The 14614-nt window shown below is 41.2% G+C and carries 12 protein-coding genes and 1 other RNA gene; 6 read left to right on the plus strand and 7 right to left on the minus strand.

The window, feature by feature from the left end:
- Window positions 1-278: 278 nt before the first annotated feature.
- A complete protein-coding gene (locus KTI78_RS03530) occupies window positions 279-1643 on the plus strand; it encodes an MvaI/BcnI family restriction endonuclease (RefSeq protein ID WP_262445219.1) in 1365 nt (454 codons plus the stop codon).
- 232 nt (window positions 1644-1875) lie between these two features.
- Entirely contained in the window at window positions 1876-2289 is a 414-nt protein-coding gene (locus tag KTI78_RS03535) for a hypothetical protein (RefSeq protein ID WP_199990283.1), read from the plus strand.
- A gap of 130 nt (window positions 2290-2419) precedes the next feature.
- On the opposite strand, the gene ssrA is transcribed toward KTI78_RS03535, so the two are convergent.
- The 4 genes from ssrA to KTI78_RS03555 all read right to left on the minus strand — a co-directional run bounded on the left by ssrA (window position 2420) and on the right by KTI78_RS03555 (window position 7913).
- Window positions 2420-2779: a transfer-messenger RNA gene (gene ssrA, locus KTI78_RS03540) on the minus strand.
- A gap of 160 nt (window positions 2780-2939) precedes the next feature.
- Window positions 2940-4922 carry a gamma-glutamyltransferase gene (ggt, locus tag KTI78_RS03545; protein ID WP_262445220.1) on the minus strand — a complete coding sequence of 661 codons (1983 nt, stop codon included), beginning with the start codon at window positions 4920-4922 and terminating at the stop codon, window positions 2940-2942.
- A gap of 306 nt (window positions 4923-5228) precedes the next feature.
- Entirely contained in the window at window positions 5229-6755 is a 1527-nt protein-coding gene (locus KTI78_RS03550) for a DHA2 family efflux MFS transporter permease subunit (protein WP_016141978.1), read from the minus strand.
- A gap of 6 nt (window positions 6756-6761) precedes the next feature.
- Entirely contained in the window at window positions 6762-7913 is a 1152-nt protein-coding gene (locus tag KTI78_RS03555; protein WP_016141979.1) for an EmrA/EmrK family multidrug efflux transporter periplasmic adaptor subunit, read from the minus strand.
- Between the two features lie 375 nt (window positions 7914-8288).
- Between KTI78_RS03555 and hemB the strand changes: the two genes are divergently transcribed.
- Window positions 8289-9302 (plus strand): porphobilinogen synthase, encoded by a 1014-nt coding sequence (hemB, locus tag KTI78_RS03560; RefSeq protein WP_206239802.1) that lies wholly within the window; start codon window positions 8289-8291, stop codon window positions 9300-9302.
- A 25-nt stretch (window positions 9303-9327) separates the two neighbouring features.
- The gene (locus KTI78_RS03565) at window positions 9328-10443 is read left to right on the plus strand and encodes an NAD(P)/FAD-dependent oxidoreductase (RefSeq protein WP_262445221.1); all 1116 of its coding nucleotides are present in this window, start codon (window positions 9328-9330) and stop codon (window positions 10441-10443) included.
- On the opposite strand, the gene KTI78_RS03570 is transcribed toward KTI78_RS03565, so the two are convergent.
- Both KTI78_RS03570 and KTI78_RS03575 read right to left on the minus strand, forming a co-directional pair.
- Complete coding sequence (locus KTI78_RS03570; RefSeq protein ID WP_262445223.1) at window positions 10435-11340, minus strand: TIGR01777 family oxidoreductase; 906 nt, start codon at window positions 11338-11340, stop codon at window positions 10435-10437. The genes KTI78_RS03565 and KTI78_RS03570 overlap by 9 nt on opposite strands.
- 83 nt (window positions 11341-11423) lie before the next feature.
- A complete protein-coding gene (locus tag KTI78_RS03575; protein ID WP_174765932.1) occupies window positions 11424-11876 on the minus strand; it encodes an ABZJ_00895 family protein in 453 nt (150 codons plus the stop codon).
- Between the two features lie 378 nt (window positions 11877-12254).
- Between KTI78_RS03575 and KTI78_RS03580 the strand changes: the two genes are divergently transcribed.
- Complete coding sequence (locus tag KTI78_RS03580; protein ID WP_262445226.1) at window positions 12255-12632, plus strand: VOC family protein; 378 nt, start codon at window positions 12255-12257, stop codon at window positions 12630-12632.
- A 75-nt stretch (window positions 12633-12707) separates the two neighbouring features.
- Here KTI78_RS03580 and KTI78_RS03585 read toward each other — a convergent pair whose 3' ends face one another.
- Window positions 12708-13181 carry an OsmC family protein gene (locus tag KTI78_RS03585; RefSeq protein ID WP_262445228.1) on the minus strand — a complete coding sequence of 158 codons (474 nt, stop codon included), beginning with the start codon at window positions 13179-13181 and terminating at the stop codon, window positions 12708-12710.
- Window positions 13182-13345: 164 nt separating this feature from the next.
- On the opposite strand from KTI78_RS03585, the gene KTI78_RS03590 reads away from it, so the two are divergent.
- Window positions 13346-14614 (plus strand): exonuclease SbcCD subunit D, encoded by a 1269-nt coding sequence (locus tag KTI78_RS03590; RefSeq protein WP_262445230.1) that lies wholly within the window; start codon window positions 13346-13348, stop codon window positions 14612-14614.

The following is a 14614-nucleotide window of genomic DNA, read 5'->3' on the forward strand; positions in this document are numbered from 1 at the left end:
AACACTACTAAATAGAAGCCAAGCTATTTTAATTAGAATTTTATAAAAAGTCCAGGGCCATACGACAACAGTTGTCGTTTTTGTTCTTTTTTAAAGTTGATCTTTCTTTTAAGTTATGAAAACATTAAAGAAAGGCTTCCCAGAGTAAAGCCTACAGCCCGCAAATTCTGTAAAGACCCCTTTTGGTCATCTCATTGAAATATTCAGTCTTTTGGTATGTACTGAATGCTTAGTTGCGGGGTAAGCATTGAAAAGTACATCGATAAAGAGATATTTCAATGAGCGAGAACTCATACCCTGAACTTAAGCGCCCTATTGCTCGTCTAAAAGATGATGCAAAAAAACTAAAGAAAGCTTTAAATATTTCTCAGAATGAAGCTCTGAATATAATTGCTACTAAACATCATTATCCAGATTGGCAAACTTTAGACTTCTACAATACACCTCGTAAAGTAATCAAACCAAAAACTAAACCACAAAAAGTTACTTATCCCATTATTGGTGAAGATCTTATTCATCATAATCGGGAAATTTTAGCGAAACTCGGTCTAGATCATAGTGATCTAATTATTACTGCAACAGGCATCAAAAAATCAATTATGGATGCCGTAGCACCTTTACGAGAATACTTTAAGCTTAACCACTACCATGATTATAGTCTCCAGCAACAAGGAGAAAAAATATTACAACCAGCCAAGTTAATTACAGCTACTTCTATTATTGATACCCAAGTCAGCTTATATCGACCTAACACTAAAAAGGGCGATCCAAGAATTTGGATTTATCAGTTAAAAGAACATGTTCAGCCTAACGATGTTTTAGCATTACTCCTAGTTAAAGGGCTTTTATATGTGTTTAATATCTCCAGAATTGATTTAAACACCCATTTAACTTTACTACATCAATTTGTTTATCAAGTAGATGAAGTTGCATTCGAGTTATTAGATAAATTAAGAGCTATTGCTAAATTAGGTCCCTTAAAAGCTGTAAAATCGGGGGATACTGCAATTGGCATGACAATTGAGCATGCCTTAGGAATTTCAGCAAATTCTTCTAAGAACCCTGACTATAAAGGTATTGAGCTTAAATCTGCTCGTGAAAAGGCAAAGGCACAGAAAACTAGATCTACTATTTTTGCTCAAGTAGCAAATTGGGATATTAGCCCTCTAAAAAGTAGCGGTGCAATTGTAGATAAATATGGATATATGCGTGAAGACGACTTAAAACTTTATTGTTCCATTAGTACAAAAACCATTAATTCTCAAGGTCTAAGTTTTGAATATCAAGAATCTAAAGACTTATTGGTAGAGAAACATCATATTGATGGTGAGGTTGCTGTTTGGAAAGGTTCAATCTTACGTCAACGTTTACTAGAGAAACATAAGGAAACTTTCTGGATAAAAGCCGAATCAATTGAAATTGACGGTACTGAACATTTTATTCTTAAATCGGTGATACATACGAAAAATCCTTTAGTTGGTCAGCTTATGCAACTTTTAGCTGATGGGATCATCACAATGGATCATTTGATTAAGCGTAAAAATGGTACAGGTAATGCTACCGAGAAAGGGCCTCTATTTAAGATAAATCCAAAACATCTTGATCTTTTATTTCCTGAACAAAAGGAATATTCATTAGAATAATTTTAAATAAAGCCCCTACTTTAGGGGCTTTATTCTATACATTAAGAATTCACTATAATTATTCATTTAATCCCTTTGCCACCAAATATTCATCCTTAGAAGTTTTCAAAACTAAATATCCGGCTTATAAATTCAAATTTTAATTTAATAGTTAAATTTGAGCCTATTATTTTTTCTCATATAATAAGTGATGACTTAATACTAAAATCAAAAATCGAAAGGTTTAAATCAAATGGCTCAACACTGGCTCGCTTATCATCAAGCACATTCTGAAGAAAATTCATTCCCTTATGCTGCTCTTGAGCAATCTATTGTCTATATGAAAGAAGAATTTCGTCTTAATGCAGGTGATATTATTTGGATGATTCAGGGTGATAAAATTAGTAATAAAGAAACTTTATATACACTAGTAGATTGCTTTACTGTTCATGTAAAAACCACGCCACCTGCTATGGTTTCAGATGAATTTATGTATGCCTATACAGGTAAAAAATCTTTACTTACCATGCCTATTGAATGGGATAAATCGAAAGAAGACTGGAAATTAATCCATCAGAAATTTCTTACCAAAAGACCTGGATTAAGAAAAGCGACTAGTATGGAAGCAGCAGCTCTAAAAAATATTAGTGGTATTTCTAAGTTTTAAACTCATCACTTTAAAATATTGTATCTGCAAAGTGACCTTTTAACGCATTTCAAACTAAGCTTTGCATAAAGAAAATAGCTTAACTAATAAAAAACCCCGAAACTTTCGTTTCAGGGCTTTTCACGAATTTTGGTGGAGATGGCGGGAGTTGAACCCGCGTCCGCCAGCACTACGCTCGAGAATACTACATGCTTAGATATCGTCTATTGTTTTAACACCAAGTGACCCGACGAACAGGGTACAAGGTGCGATCCTCTAAGTTTGGTATAAAGCCCCGAGGCTTGACTCTATACGGACTTGTGTGCGTGCGCTACGGTCGGGTTCCTAAACCACAAGTATTCTAGGAAGCGGACAAACTGCCCTTAGGCAGCTAGAGCGTAAGTTTCGTCGTTTGCGACTATTAAAATGCAAATTTTATTTACGAGAGAAAATGCGCTCTCGGCATGCATCTATGAGTTTCATCACCGGCGTCGAAGCCAATAACATCCCCATGAATGTCTGAACATCATAGCATAACTAAAATAAAATGCTGTGCAATTTATCAACAGTCTGCTACTGATGAACATATTTACATAATGGAGAGCCTTTTGTTTTTTTCAAGGCCCACATAAAAAAGCTGCCAAAAATGACAGCTTTTTTTAAAGTGTGGTCTATAAGGCTCCATTGCCTAACACAATACCTTCACGGCGTGGGTCTACCCCACCTGCGTATTTAGTTTGATTATTTATATTTACTTTCATAATCGTTGAAATACCACTGGTTTGCGCAGTGTTCGATATACCATGGCCTTTTGCTTTTAAACCTTCAATTAGGTCAACTAAAGAAAGCTGTACATTCGAGCTATCCACATTGGTATTTTTACTATTGGTCGCACCAAAGTTTACAAGCGAAGTGGCCTGCTGTGCATTTAAGTTCCAGTCCAATGCACCCACCAAAGTTTTAACTACATATTGAATGATCGTGCCGCCACCTGGTGAACCTGTTGCCATATAAAACTCATCTGGCGTGGTGCCTTTAAATACTAAAGTTGGCGCCATGGTACTACGTGGGCGTTTGCCCCCTTCTACACGATTAGCAACCAGTGCCCCAGTGCTGTCATAAGGGTTCGCGCTAAAGTCAGTTAACTGGTTCGATAGCAAGAAACCATCTACCATGTGGAATGAACCCATGCTCGATTCAACAGTCGATGTCATTGAAACCACATTGCCATAGGCATCTACAATTGTGAACTGAGTCGTGCCATGTTCAACAGTGATATCGACTCCCGAAGCTGGGTTGAAATTGCCTGCTGGCGCAACGCCCATACTTTGGTTCGGGTTAATCAGTGCTGCACGTTGTTTCAAGTAATTTTTATCAATAAAGCTTGGAATACCCTGTGCTGGTAAAGGCACAAAGTCAGTATCTGCCACATATTTGTCACGGTCAGCGTAAGCCAAACGCTCTGCCTCAGACACTAAGTGCACACCCATCACATCCGGCACACCGCCTTCATTTTCAGGGTTTTTAGGTGGATAGAGCGACATATCAAAGTTTTCTAAAATACCCAGCGTTTGCGCAACTGCGATCCCTCCCGAAGATGGAGGTGGCATAGTACATACATAGAAACTATCACGGTAGGTGGTGCAAATTGGAGTACGCTTTTTCACTTCATAGTTTGATAAATCCTGTAAGGTCATCAAACTTGGCGTAATTGGAGTTCTTGCTGGGTCATCCCCGACTGTTTGCCCTGCTTTTGCCACAATCGCTTGAGCAATTGGCCCAGTGTGCAATGCATTTGCCCCTTGTACAGCAAGTGCTTCTAGGGTTTTTGCATATTCTTTATTGGTCATGATTTCACCGACTTTACGTGGTGAACCATCTATATAGAAATAGGTTTTCATTGCATTTGCATCGAGTGCCAAGCTATTTGCATTACTTGCAATGGCATCTGCTAAACGCCCCGGAATGCGGAAACCGTTGTCAGCTAAATCAATGGCTTCATCAAACAACTGGTTCCACTTGAGTTTGCCGTGTTCTTTTTGCGCTTGTTCAAGCAAACGCATTACACCCGGCACACCAATCGAGCGGCCACTACGGCGCGCACTTGGGACAGGTGCTGGTGAATTTGGGTCATCCATATTCTGGCGAATTAAATAATATGGGTTAGCCGCGGCTGGTGCGGTTTCACGACCATCATAAGCCGTGACCTGTTTGGTTTTGGCATCGTAATACATCATAAAACCACTACCAGCAATGGTACTCGACTGTGGCTCGACCAAACCAAGCACTGCTTGTACCGCAACCGCCGCATCGACTGCACTACCGCCTGCTTTTAACACATCGCAACCTGCTTTTACCGCAAGTGGCGTGTTTGCCACCACCATATATTTATCTGAATATTTAACCGTGTTACCGAGTCTATAACCCGATGCACCTTCTGGCGCAGCTGGGTCACCATTTTGGTTTGAACCAACCACCACGTTTGAACCGTCTTGTGCCAGTTTGCTACAACTGGTCGGGTCATTATCTACAATTAAATTGGGCGGAGTTGTATTTGAGTCATCCTTGGGTTGATCTGAAGAATCATCTCCACATCCTTGTAATAAACCGACTGCTAATAAACTACTGAACAAAAATGAATATTTTATATTCACGTGATAACTCCAATATATACGCTTGCCTATCCATGCAATTGCCATGCAAGCTTCTCTAGTTTTCAGGTAGTAAGTTTTTTTAATCTTTGATAAAAATAAGATTTTATAATAGTAAATATTTGAGGGCGTTTTATCCTGTGCCCTGTATTATGCCTCCTTGCTTGATATCACACGCTTTTATAACTGATCTGCCCGATTCTGGCATGCTTTATTCAACTAAATACAGGCAAAATCTACCATTTACGAACCTAACCTATTTTTTAATAGCGCTAAAAAAAGCACCTTCGAAAAGATGCTTTTTTGTGTTTAGTGGGATGGCATACCGCCTGTATTTCCTTTGGGTTTTGGACATAGCCAAATCACCAACCCCGCAAAGACAAATACCATCGCAAACAGTAAAAATACATGGTTCGCCGACATGGTAATGGCTTCTTTATCAACGAGGTTTGAAATAATTCCGAGCGTCGAGTCAGCCGAAAAACCATTTTGCATCAGGTTATTTTGAACTTCGGTTGTGTTTAGATTTGACACCATTTCGCTACGTGCAACTTTGGCGTGGTCGTCCCACACGGTCACTGCAATTGAAGCACCAATCGCCCCTGCCATGGTTCTTAAAAAGTTCATGAGGCCCGCAGCAGATGCAATTTCTTGCTGGAGTACCGAACCAAGTGCAATGTTGGACAGTGGAATAAAAAAGAAAGGCACAGCAAAACCTTGTAGGATTTGCGGCCAAGCCAGCGCCATAAAGTCAGCATCTGTGGTCCAGAATGCCCGCATTAAGGTCACACCACCGAGCAAGATCAAACCGAAACTCGCAAGCGCGCGTGGGTCATGTTTGGTCGAAAGCTTTGCCACAATTGGTGACATGGTCAAACTACCAAAGCCCATGGTTGCAGTTAAATATCCGGCCCATGTGGCGGTATAGGAAAGGTTCATTTGCAGCCACTGCGGAATCAGTACAATGCTGCCAAAGAAGGCTCCAAAACCAAGTGACAGCGCCAGCACTGAGATTGCAAAGCCCCTATGCCGGAATACTTTGACGTCTACCACGGGGTGTTTGTCGGTGAGTTCCCATATGAGGAACACCACAAAACCAATGGCGGCAGTTAAACCTAAAACGATAATGCTCGTGCTATTAAACCAGTCGCGTTCGTGCCCTAAGTCGAGCATGAGCTGTAGCGCACCAATCCAGAGAATTAACAGACCTAAACCGACTGTATCGATTCTTAAAGAAATTGTTTCTGTTTCAGCTACTCTTAATAAGCGCATTGCTGCTAAAACGCAAATAATTCCAACAGGTAGGTTAATAAAGAAAATCCAGTGCCAAGACAGGTTATCACTAATCAGACCACCCAAAATTGGCCCTAAAATTGGCCCGACGACGGTTGTCATTGCCCATAGGCCCATCGCCTGTGCATGCTTTTCTTGAGGGAAAATACGCATCAGCAAGGTTTGGCTGAGCGGCATGAGGGGGCCACCGCATAGACCTTGTCCAATACGGAAAAACACCAGCATGCCTAATGAGTTTGCTAGACCGCACAAAAAAGAAAAAATGGTAAAACCAATCAGGCCAAAAATAAAAACCCGAACGGTTCCAAAGCGGCCTGCCAGCCAACCCGTTAAAGGGACACAAATCGCTTCTGCAACAGCATACGACGTAACAACCCATGTTCCTTGTGTACTTGAAACAGCAAGGTTACCGGTAATATGCGGTACAGATACGTTGGCAATGGTCGTATCAAGCACGACCATAAAGTTCGACAAGGCAATAACAAACGCTGCCAGTAATAAACGGCCACCGCTTAGTTCGGCAAAAGGTGTTTGCGTTTTCATAAGCGTTTACTTCGCAGATAAGTCGACTTTTGCTTCCATCGACAAGCCAACACGCAGTGGGTGTTCAGCAAGTTCTTTCGGGTCAAGTGCAATACGAACCGGTAAGCGTTGAACCACTTTAATCCAGTTACCTGTTGCGTTTTGAGCCGGAATTAAGGCAAAGGCAGAGCCTGTACCACCAGAGAAGCCCATCACTTTGCCGTGATATTCAACGTCATCACCATATAAATCTGAAGTTAGCGTGACAGCCTGACCCGGACGGACTTTTTTCAACTGACTTTCTTTGAAGTTCGCATCTACATATAAATCGTTAAGCGGCACAATCATCATCATGCTCGTGCCCGGCGCAACACGTTGACCGACTTGAATATTACGGCGCGTAACCACACCATCAACTGGTGCACGAATCACGGTACGCTCTAAATCAAGCTGAGCTTGTTCAACATGCGCTTGTGCAACTTGTACATCCGGAGTCGAGGTTTCGCTTACACCCTGAATTAAGGCTTCGTTTGCAGCTAAGGTACTTTCAGCAGCTTTACGGCTTGAAGACGCTTGCGCTAAACCAGCTTTCGCAAGCTCTAAGCCTGCTTTGGCTGTTTCAACAGCACTTTGTGCTTTAGTGAGTTCTTCTTTAGACACTGCACCAGAGGCAGCAAGTTGTGCACGGCGGTTGAGCTCTAAAGCAGCTTTGTCATAGTCGGCTTGTGCTTGAGCAACTTGTGCTTTGGCACTGTTAATTTCGTCAGCACGAACCACAACTTGAGAGTTTAAAGAACTACTGTTTGCCGCAGTTTGTTTGTATTGGCGTTTTGCTTTGGCAAGTTCTGCCTCAGCTTGAGCCAATGCAATTTTGGCATCACGGTCATCAATACGAACCAGCACGTCACCACGATGTACCGTTTGGGTATCTTTTACAGCAACCTGAGCGACCTGTCCGCTCACCATTGAGGTAATTTGCGCGGTTTCTGCACCGACATAAGCATTATCCGTACTCACCGAGTGATTTAAAAATAATGCCCAGATTGCATATAAAATAGCGGCAATCAATAAAATCAGCGCAAAAAAACCAAGAAATTTCTTGCGCTTGTTTTGGTTGTTGTCATCCGAGGCAGATGTTGTTGGCACTGTTTCTTGTACATTGCTTTGTGCATCAGTCATGGTATGTTCCTAAAGATGAGTTGGCTTTGCCATCAATCTCGCACTACACCTTGTTATAGAGTTTTTATTTTTCTATAAACAAGACATACCGCATTGTCAAAGGAGCTAATTTTAACGCTAAAACCTCATAATATGAGAATAAAAATTTATAACTAATGCGTTCGTTCTAATTAAATTAATGTTTATCTCAAAGTTTTTGTGAAAATTTCTGCTTTTCAACCCCTAAAAAAAGCGCCCTGGCTCAATTTAAAAGCATGATAAACACCCATAATTTTGTACAAATCCAACATTATGGGGCTACAATACAGCAGTCGGTTGACAGTAATGGAATATCCGCCAACCTATCCTAGTGTAATACCGAACATCGAGATTGTTATGACTTATACGTTCAATCGTCCTGCATTTCCAGCTACTCGCATGCGCCGTATCCGTAAAAATGACCAGTTGCGTGCGATGGTCAGCGAAACACAGCTCACTACCAATCACTTGATTTATCCAGTATTTGTATTACCGGGACAAAATCAAACCCAAGATATTCCAAGTATGCCTAACATCCAGCGTTTGTCGGCAGATTTGTTACTGAAAAAAGCTGAAAGACTTCTGGAATTAGGCGTATCAAAACTGGCTCTTTTTCCAGTTACCCCGCAAGAAGACAAAAGCCTCACCGCAGAAGCAGCATGGCATGAAGATGGTTTAGTACAAACCACCTGCCGTTTGCTTAAAAAAGAATTACCAGAAATGGTGTTAATTACTGATGGTGCACTCGACCCATACACCACGCATGGTCAAGACGGCATTATTGATGAAACTGGCTATGTGCTTAATGACGAGACTGTAGAATGCTTGATTAAACAAGCCTTAAGTCACGCCGAAGCAGGTGCTGATGTAGTTGCACCAAGTGACATGATGGATGGCCGTATTGGCGCAATTCGTCAGGCTTTAGAAGCCAATGGTCACATCTACACCAACATCATGGCCTACTCTGCAAAATATGCGTCTAGCTTCTATGGTCCGTTCCGTGATGCTGTTGGCTCTGCATCCAACCTAAAAGGTGGTAATAAATATAACTACCAGATGGACTTTGCCAACCGTGCCGAGGCGTTACATGAAATCGCACTTGATATTCAAGAAGGCGCCGACATGGTGATTGTAAAACCGGGCATGCCATATTTGGATGTGGTACGTGAAGTGAAAGATACCTTTGGTATTCCAACATTCATTTACCAAGTGAGTGGCGAATATGCAATGTTAGCTGGCGCGATTCAAAATGGCTGGTTATCAGACTCAGTGATTTTAGAATCACTTATGTGCTGCCGCCGCGCAGGTGCAGACGGGATCTGGACTTACTTTGCAGAAACTGCTGCCGAAAAACTCAAGGAAATGAACTAAGTTCGCAGAGAAAGGATAACACTGCATGCATATTGCAATCATTGGCGCGGGCATAAGTGGATTAATGTCTGCGCTGGAATTGGTTGAACAAGGCTGTACGGTCAGCATTTTTGATCAACAACAAGCGGGACAAGCAGCCTCTTGGGCTGGCGGAGGTATTCTCTCTCCGATGTACCCGTGGCGCTATGTGCATGCAGTGAACCAACTCGCTCAATTTGGCAAAGCCTCTTATCAAGCATGGAACCAAAAACTCTACCCTGTTACAGGGATTGATTTTGAAATTCATGACACAGGCATGCTGATTTTTGATGAAGAAGATTTTGACGTTGGGCTTTCCTACGCCGAGCAGCATCAAGAACCGATGCAGCGCTGTGAATATTTACAGCGAGATGCGCTAGAGCAAGTCAACCCGCATATTTCCGATCAGTTTCAAGAAGCGATTTATTTCCCTGAACTGTCTAATATCCGCAACCCGCGCGTTTTACAGTCCCTGATTAGCTATTTAAAACAACATCCGAATGTTGAGTTTTTCGAACACGCTGCTGTTAAAAAACTGATTCAACAAGGTGATGTGATACAAGCCCTACAAACCGAAGATGGTCACAAACATACAGCAGACCATTTTGTAATAACTTCGGGCGCTTGGAGCCACTACTGGAACTCACAATTACAACTCGAAATTCCAGTCGAACCTGTTCAAGGTCAAATGTTGTTATTTAAAACCCCTGCTCACTGGCTACCGACCATGTGTATGAATCGAGTCATGTATTTGATTCCACGTATGGACGGTCATATCGTGTGTGGTTCTAGCATGGCGCATCGTGGTTTTGATACTTCTACCGACGAAACTACGCAGCACAATATTTTAGAAGCATGTTTAGAAATGGTGCCTGAACTGGCCGATTTCCCGATCGTACATCGCTGGGCAGGGCTCAGACCAAGTTCACCAAATGGTGTTCCCTACATTGGCAAAATGCCTGAAATGGACAACCTATGGGCAAACTTTGGTCATTTTAGAAATGGTTTATGCATGGGCGCAGGCTCTGCGCAATTGCTCCGTCAGCTTATGCTAGGTCAACCGACATTAGTTGATGCCAAAGCATATTCACCAGAGCGTTTGCAAAATAAAATCTTAGCCTGACGCGAGTATATTTTCTAAAGCCATTTTTAATTTTGGATAAGCAAACTCAAATCCTTCTGCTTGCAGGGCTGCGGGCTTAACAAATTGACCATTTAAGATCAATTGCGACTGCTCCCCTAATAAACAGCGAAAAACTGTGCTTGGTGCCGACAATAGTGGTTTCTTATTGAGCACCGCGCCAGCTTGTTCAACAAAAGCTTTTTGAGCCATGTTTTCTGGCGCTACGACATTATGAATTTGAGCAGATTGAGGATGCTTAAATATAAACTCGATAGCGTTTAATACATCTTCAATATGCACCCAAACCACAGGCTGACGCCCGTGTCCAATCTGACCGACTAAATTGAGTCGAATCGGAAGCAACATTTTAGGCAAGATGCCGCCGCCTTGCCCAAACACTACGCCTAAGCGAATAATTTTAGTATTTTGCTGAGGATCTGCTAAAGCTGCGTGTTCCCACTCTTGGCAAAGCTCAGACATAAAAATAGGCTGTGGCGAGCTTTGTTCAGTGCACACCTCTGCCCACTTTTCTTGGTCATCAATCCCGTAATAACCAATCGCAGAACCAGACACAATCACTTCCGGAAAAATTTGAGATTGATTAAGCCACGCATACAATTTTCGGGTCGTATTTACACGGCTTTCAATGAGTTGTTTTTTACGTGAGTCAGTCCAGCGTTTTTCGCCAATATTTGCACCGGCCAAATTTACCACATAGTCAATTTGACGTGTCGAAATCTCTTCAAACTGTTGCACCCATTGCAAGGCAGGATGGTCAGATTCCTTTCCAGCCTGCCGTGTCACAGCAATCACGTTATAATTTTTTTGTAGTAGGAACCTAATTAAATGCGTGCCAATAAAACCGCTGGCACCCGTAATTAATACATTCTTATTCATATTTCCTCCTAGGCTGAGGATTCAAGTTTTATTTAATTATATAAGACTCATTTATATTTAAACGTATGAGTTTTCATAGTGATCTATTGCACGTTAAACATTTTGTCAGCCATGCGCTGTGCCTGTTTGCCGTAAAACCAGTAGGTAATTAAATAAAGCGGAATAGCTAACATTAAAAGCATGATCACCATAATGCTTAAAAACTGAGGCTGTTTGAGGTAAAGCATAAAGTTTTGCAAAATCTCAGGGTCTTTTCTGGCAAATAAGAATAGGCCAAATAAAACACCACACAAGTTATAGCCCCAAAAAATTAGACTAAAACCTAAAGTAAATTTCTTTTTTTCTTGTACAGTCGGAGCACGGCGTTCTTTCTTTAAAAATTTAAATAAGACAAAAATCATTGCGCCTAAATATGGAACGGCTGTTAAAATACCGCCTACACTCGCTGGTAATACTGCTGCAACCACACCTACAATTAAGGTAAGCACGATGCATAAAGCAAAAAACCAGAGATAGTAAGAACGTAATTTGGTCATATTTTTGCCTAATTTATGGGTTCAAAAAATAATTATAAATTTTTTTCGATTTTTTTTCATTTTTCTGTCAACCAATCCTGATCTCTTGACGTTATATAGGGTAATAAGGTCGCAGCAACCGAATACTTCCTTTGCACGGCATCCGCAAAATTGTTTCGGTGACCTTTCATTACGACTCTTTCCTTCCTTCGGATTAGGTTTTGTTAGCAGCCGAAACCCTTGATGAAGCTTTTGACCGACGATTCTCTCATCACTCGAATCGTCGGTTTTTATTTTTTAGCACTTTCATTTATTTTACGCTCAACATACACAATAGTTCTTTCGTGGCTATAAAGGCTATGCGTATACTTTTTGCACCATAAAAATGATTTAAATAATATGAACAATATTGCCTATTTTGAAATACAGTCTTCAAACCCTGCCCGCGATGCGCAGTTTTATCAAGCTGTGTTCGGTTGGCAATTTAAACTCGATGAAAGCTTACCGATTGAATATTATCGCATAGAGACACCCTCAATTATGGGGGGACTATTAAAACGCCCTGCCCAAACGCCGCCAATGAAATATGGCACCAATGCCTTTACCTGTTCGGTTCAAGTCGAAAACTTCGATGAAGTTACTGCCAAAATTTTAGCGCAAGGTGGTATTGTGGCGATGGATAAATTCGCCATTCCCGGCCGCGCGTGGCATGGTTATTTTGTCGATTTAGACCATAACGTTTTTGGTATTTTCCAAATCGATGAAAATGCAGCTTAAAGATCTTATTTAACGGCTCTATTCATTTTTTAATGTATAGCCACTGCATTTTTATCGGTGGCTATTTCATATCGTTTATTCAGCAAAACTAAAGCTGGCTTCACATGTAATCGGGAAATTCACCGAATTGGCAATCATGCATTCATGATGCGCTTCTTCATGCAATTTTGCTGCAAGTTCTTGATCGGCACCTTTTTCTAAAACAATTTCTGGTCTTAAATTAATTTGGGTAAAGTGACCACGTTTAACTGGATCTGTATCTTCCATAAAACCAAGTGCATGATCGACATAACTCACAACGTAAATATGGTTAACCGCACACAGGTGTAAATACCAAAGCTTATGGCAAGCTGAAGCAGATGCGACCAATAAATCTTCTGGGTTCCATCTTGTCACATCGCCTAAATAGGCAGGGTCTGATGAACCTTGAATAGTCGTCTTTTGAGGATGCTGAATACTAAAGTCTCGTTTATATGAACGATAAGATGAAGTGCCTGTGCCTGTATTACCTTCCCACTGTATTTTTACTTCGTATTTATGAATAGTCATTTTATTCTCAAAGTTCATGGTTTAAGTCGATAGTAACAAAGCAGTGTTTAAAGTGAAAAAAATAATTTAAGTTCTACTGCAGGCTTAAATATCGAGCACTTTAAAATGTCTTGATAAAATCTCTCGCCAATTTATGCTAACGTATCTGTGTTTATTTTGGCTTGATGTCTGTTTCTATGTCCGTACATTTTCTACATACTTCTGACTGGCATTTGGGGCAGTTTTTTTATAATCACTCACGACACTATGAACACCAACAATTTTTAAGCTGGTTGCTCACTCAGATCCAAGAAAAACAACCACATGCCCTGCTCATTGCCGGCGATATTTTTGATGTTATTAACCCAGGTTCTCAGGCACAAAAACAACTCTATCAATTTTTAGCAGATGCACATCGCATCGCACCGCACATGCAAACGCTCATGATTGCGGGTAACCATGACTCAGGCTACCGTATTGAACAAGTCGAACCTCTTTTAGAAAAATATAATGCAAAAACCGTGGGCGTAGTTTGCTGGAATGAAGATAAAACCCTAGATCTCGATCGACTACTTTTACCTATTTATAATCAAAATCAGGATATTGTGGCGTGGTGTCTTGCCCTACCTTTTTTACGCTCAGCCGAAATTACAGGCTTTAATGAACATACCACCAATAGCAAAAATGCGATTGCCTATTTGCACCAGCAACTCATTGCCGAAGCCAAACGTCGTAAAACGCCAGACCAAGCATTGATTTTGATGTCGCATGCGCATATGCAAGGTGGAGAAACATCTGATTCTGAACGCCCAATCATTATTGGTAACGAAGAGGCACTTTCAACGACTTTATTTGAAGATGCTGTCGACTATGTCGCTTTAGGGCACTTACATAAACCACAAAAAGTAGGCCAACCGCATATCCGTTATAGTGGCTCGCCCATTCCGCTTTCTTTTAGTGAAATTAACTATAAGCACCAAGTGGTTGAGGTCAAAATTGACCCGACTCAAGAGGCAGACAGCCGTTTGCAATTTGAAGCTGTAGAGATTCCACGTTGCATACAGTTACACCGCATTCGTGGTGAATTAAATGAAGTGCTACAACAACTTAAAGCCTTGCCTCATGGCGTGATTGAAAATATTGACCACCGTGAATATGTCGATATTGAATATTATAGCTTAACGCCGCCACAACCTAATCTACGTCAGCAGTTTGAAGCAGCCTTACCACCTGACCGCTATCGTTTAGTACGTATTTCACGTCAATATGTGAATAAAGACTCGACCGACTCAAATACTACTCAGCAAATCACGCTTGAACCGCCAACACCAGAAAAACTCTTTCAAAATATCTGGGAAAAACAAGGTTACAACGCCGATGATGCGGTCTTAAAAGATTTTCTAAGCCTAGTGCAAGAAGCACAAAAACATCTTGAAAATGATGCAACCCCTTAA

This window comes from Acinetobacter sp. WU_MDCI_Abxe161, from assembly GCF_025514355.1.
GTDB classification, from domain to species: domain Bacteria; phylum Pseudomonadota; class Gammaproteobacteria; order Pseudomonadales; family Moraxellaceae; genus Acinetobacter; species Acinetobacter pittii_E.

What these genes read in the sequence shown, in the direction of transcription:
- KTI78_RS03585 (WP_262445228.1), bottom strand. Translation starts at nt 13,181, where the DNA reads ATGACTATTCATAAATACGAAGTAAAAATACAGTGGGAAGGTAATACA.
- KTI78_RS03580 (WP_262445226.1), top strand. Translation starts at nt 12,255, where the DNA reads ATGAACAATATTGCCTATTTTGAAATACAGTCTTCAAACCCTGCCCGC.
- KTI78_RS03530 (WP_262445219.1), top strand. Translation starts at nt 279, where the DNA reads ATGAGCGAGAACTCATACCCTGAACTTAAGCGCCCTATTGCTCGTCTA.
- KTI78_RS03570 (WP_262445223.1), bottom strand. Translation starts at nt 11,340, where the DNA reads ATGAATAAGAATGTATTAATTACGGGTGCCAGCGGTTTTATTGGCACG.
- KTI78_RS03550 (WP_016141978.1), bottom strand. Translation starts at nt 6,755, where the DNA reads ATGAAAACGCAAACACCTTTTGCCGAACTAAGCGGTGGCCGTTTATTA.
- KTI78_RS03555 (WP_016141979.1), bottom strand. Translation starts at nt 7,913, where the DNA reads ATGACTGATGCACAAAGCAATGTACAAGAAACAGTGCCAACAACATCT.
- KTI78_RS03575 (WP_174765932.1), bottom strand. Translation starts at nt 11,876, where the DNA reads ATGACCAAATTACGTTCTTACTATCTCTGGTTTTTTGCTTTATGCATC.
- KTI78_RS03535 (WP_199990283.1), top strand. Translation starts at nt 1,876, where the DNA reads ATGGCTCAACACTGGCTCGCTTATCATCAAGCACATTCTGAAGAAAAT.
- KTI78_RS03590 (WP_262445230.1), top strand. Translation starts at nt 13,346, where the DNA reads ATGTCTGTTTCTATGTCCGTACATTTTCTACATACTTCTGACTGGCAT.
- hemB (WP_206239802.1), top strand. Translation starts at nt 8,289, where the DNA reads ATGACTTATACGTTCAATCGTCCTGCATTTCCAGCTACTCGCATGCGC.
- KTI78_RS03565 (WP_262445221.1), top strand. Translation starts at nt 9,328, where the DNA reads ATGCATATTGCAATCATTGGCGCGGGCATAAGTGGATTAATGTCTGCG.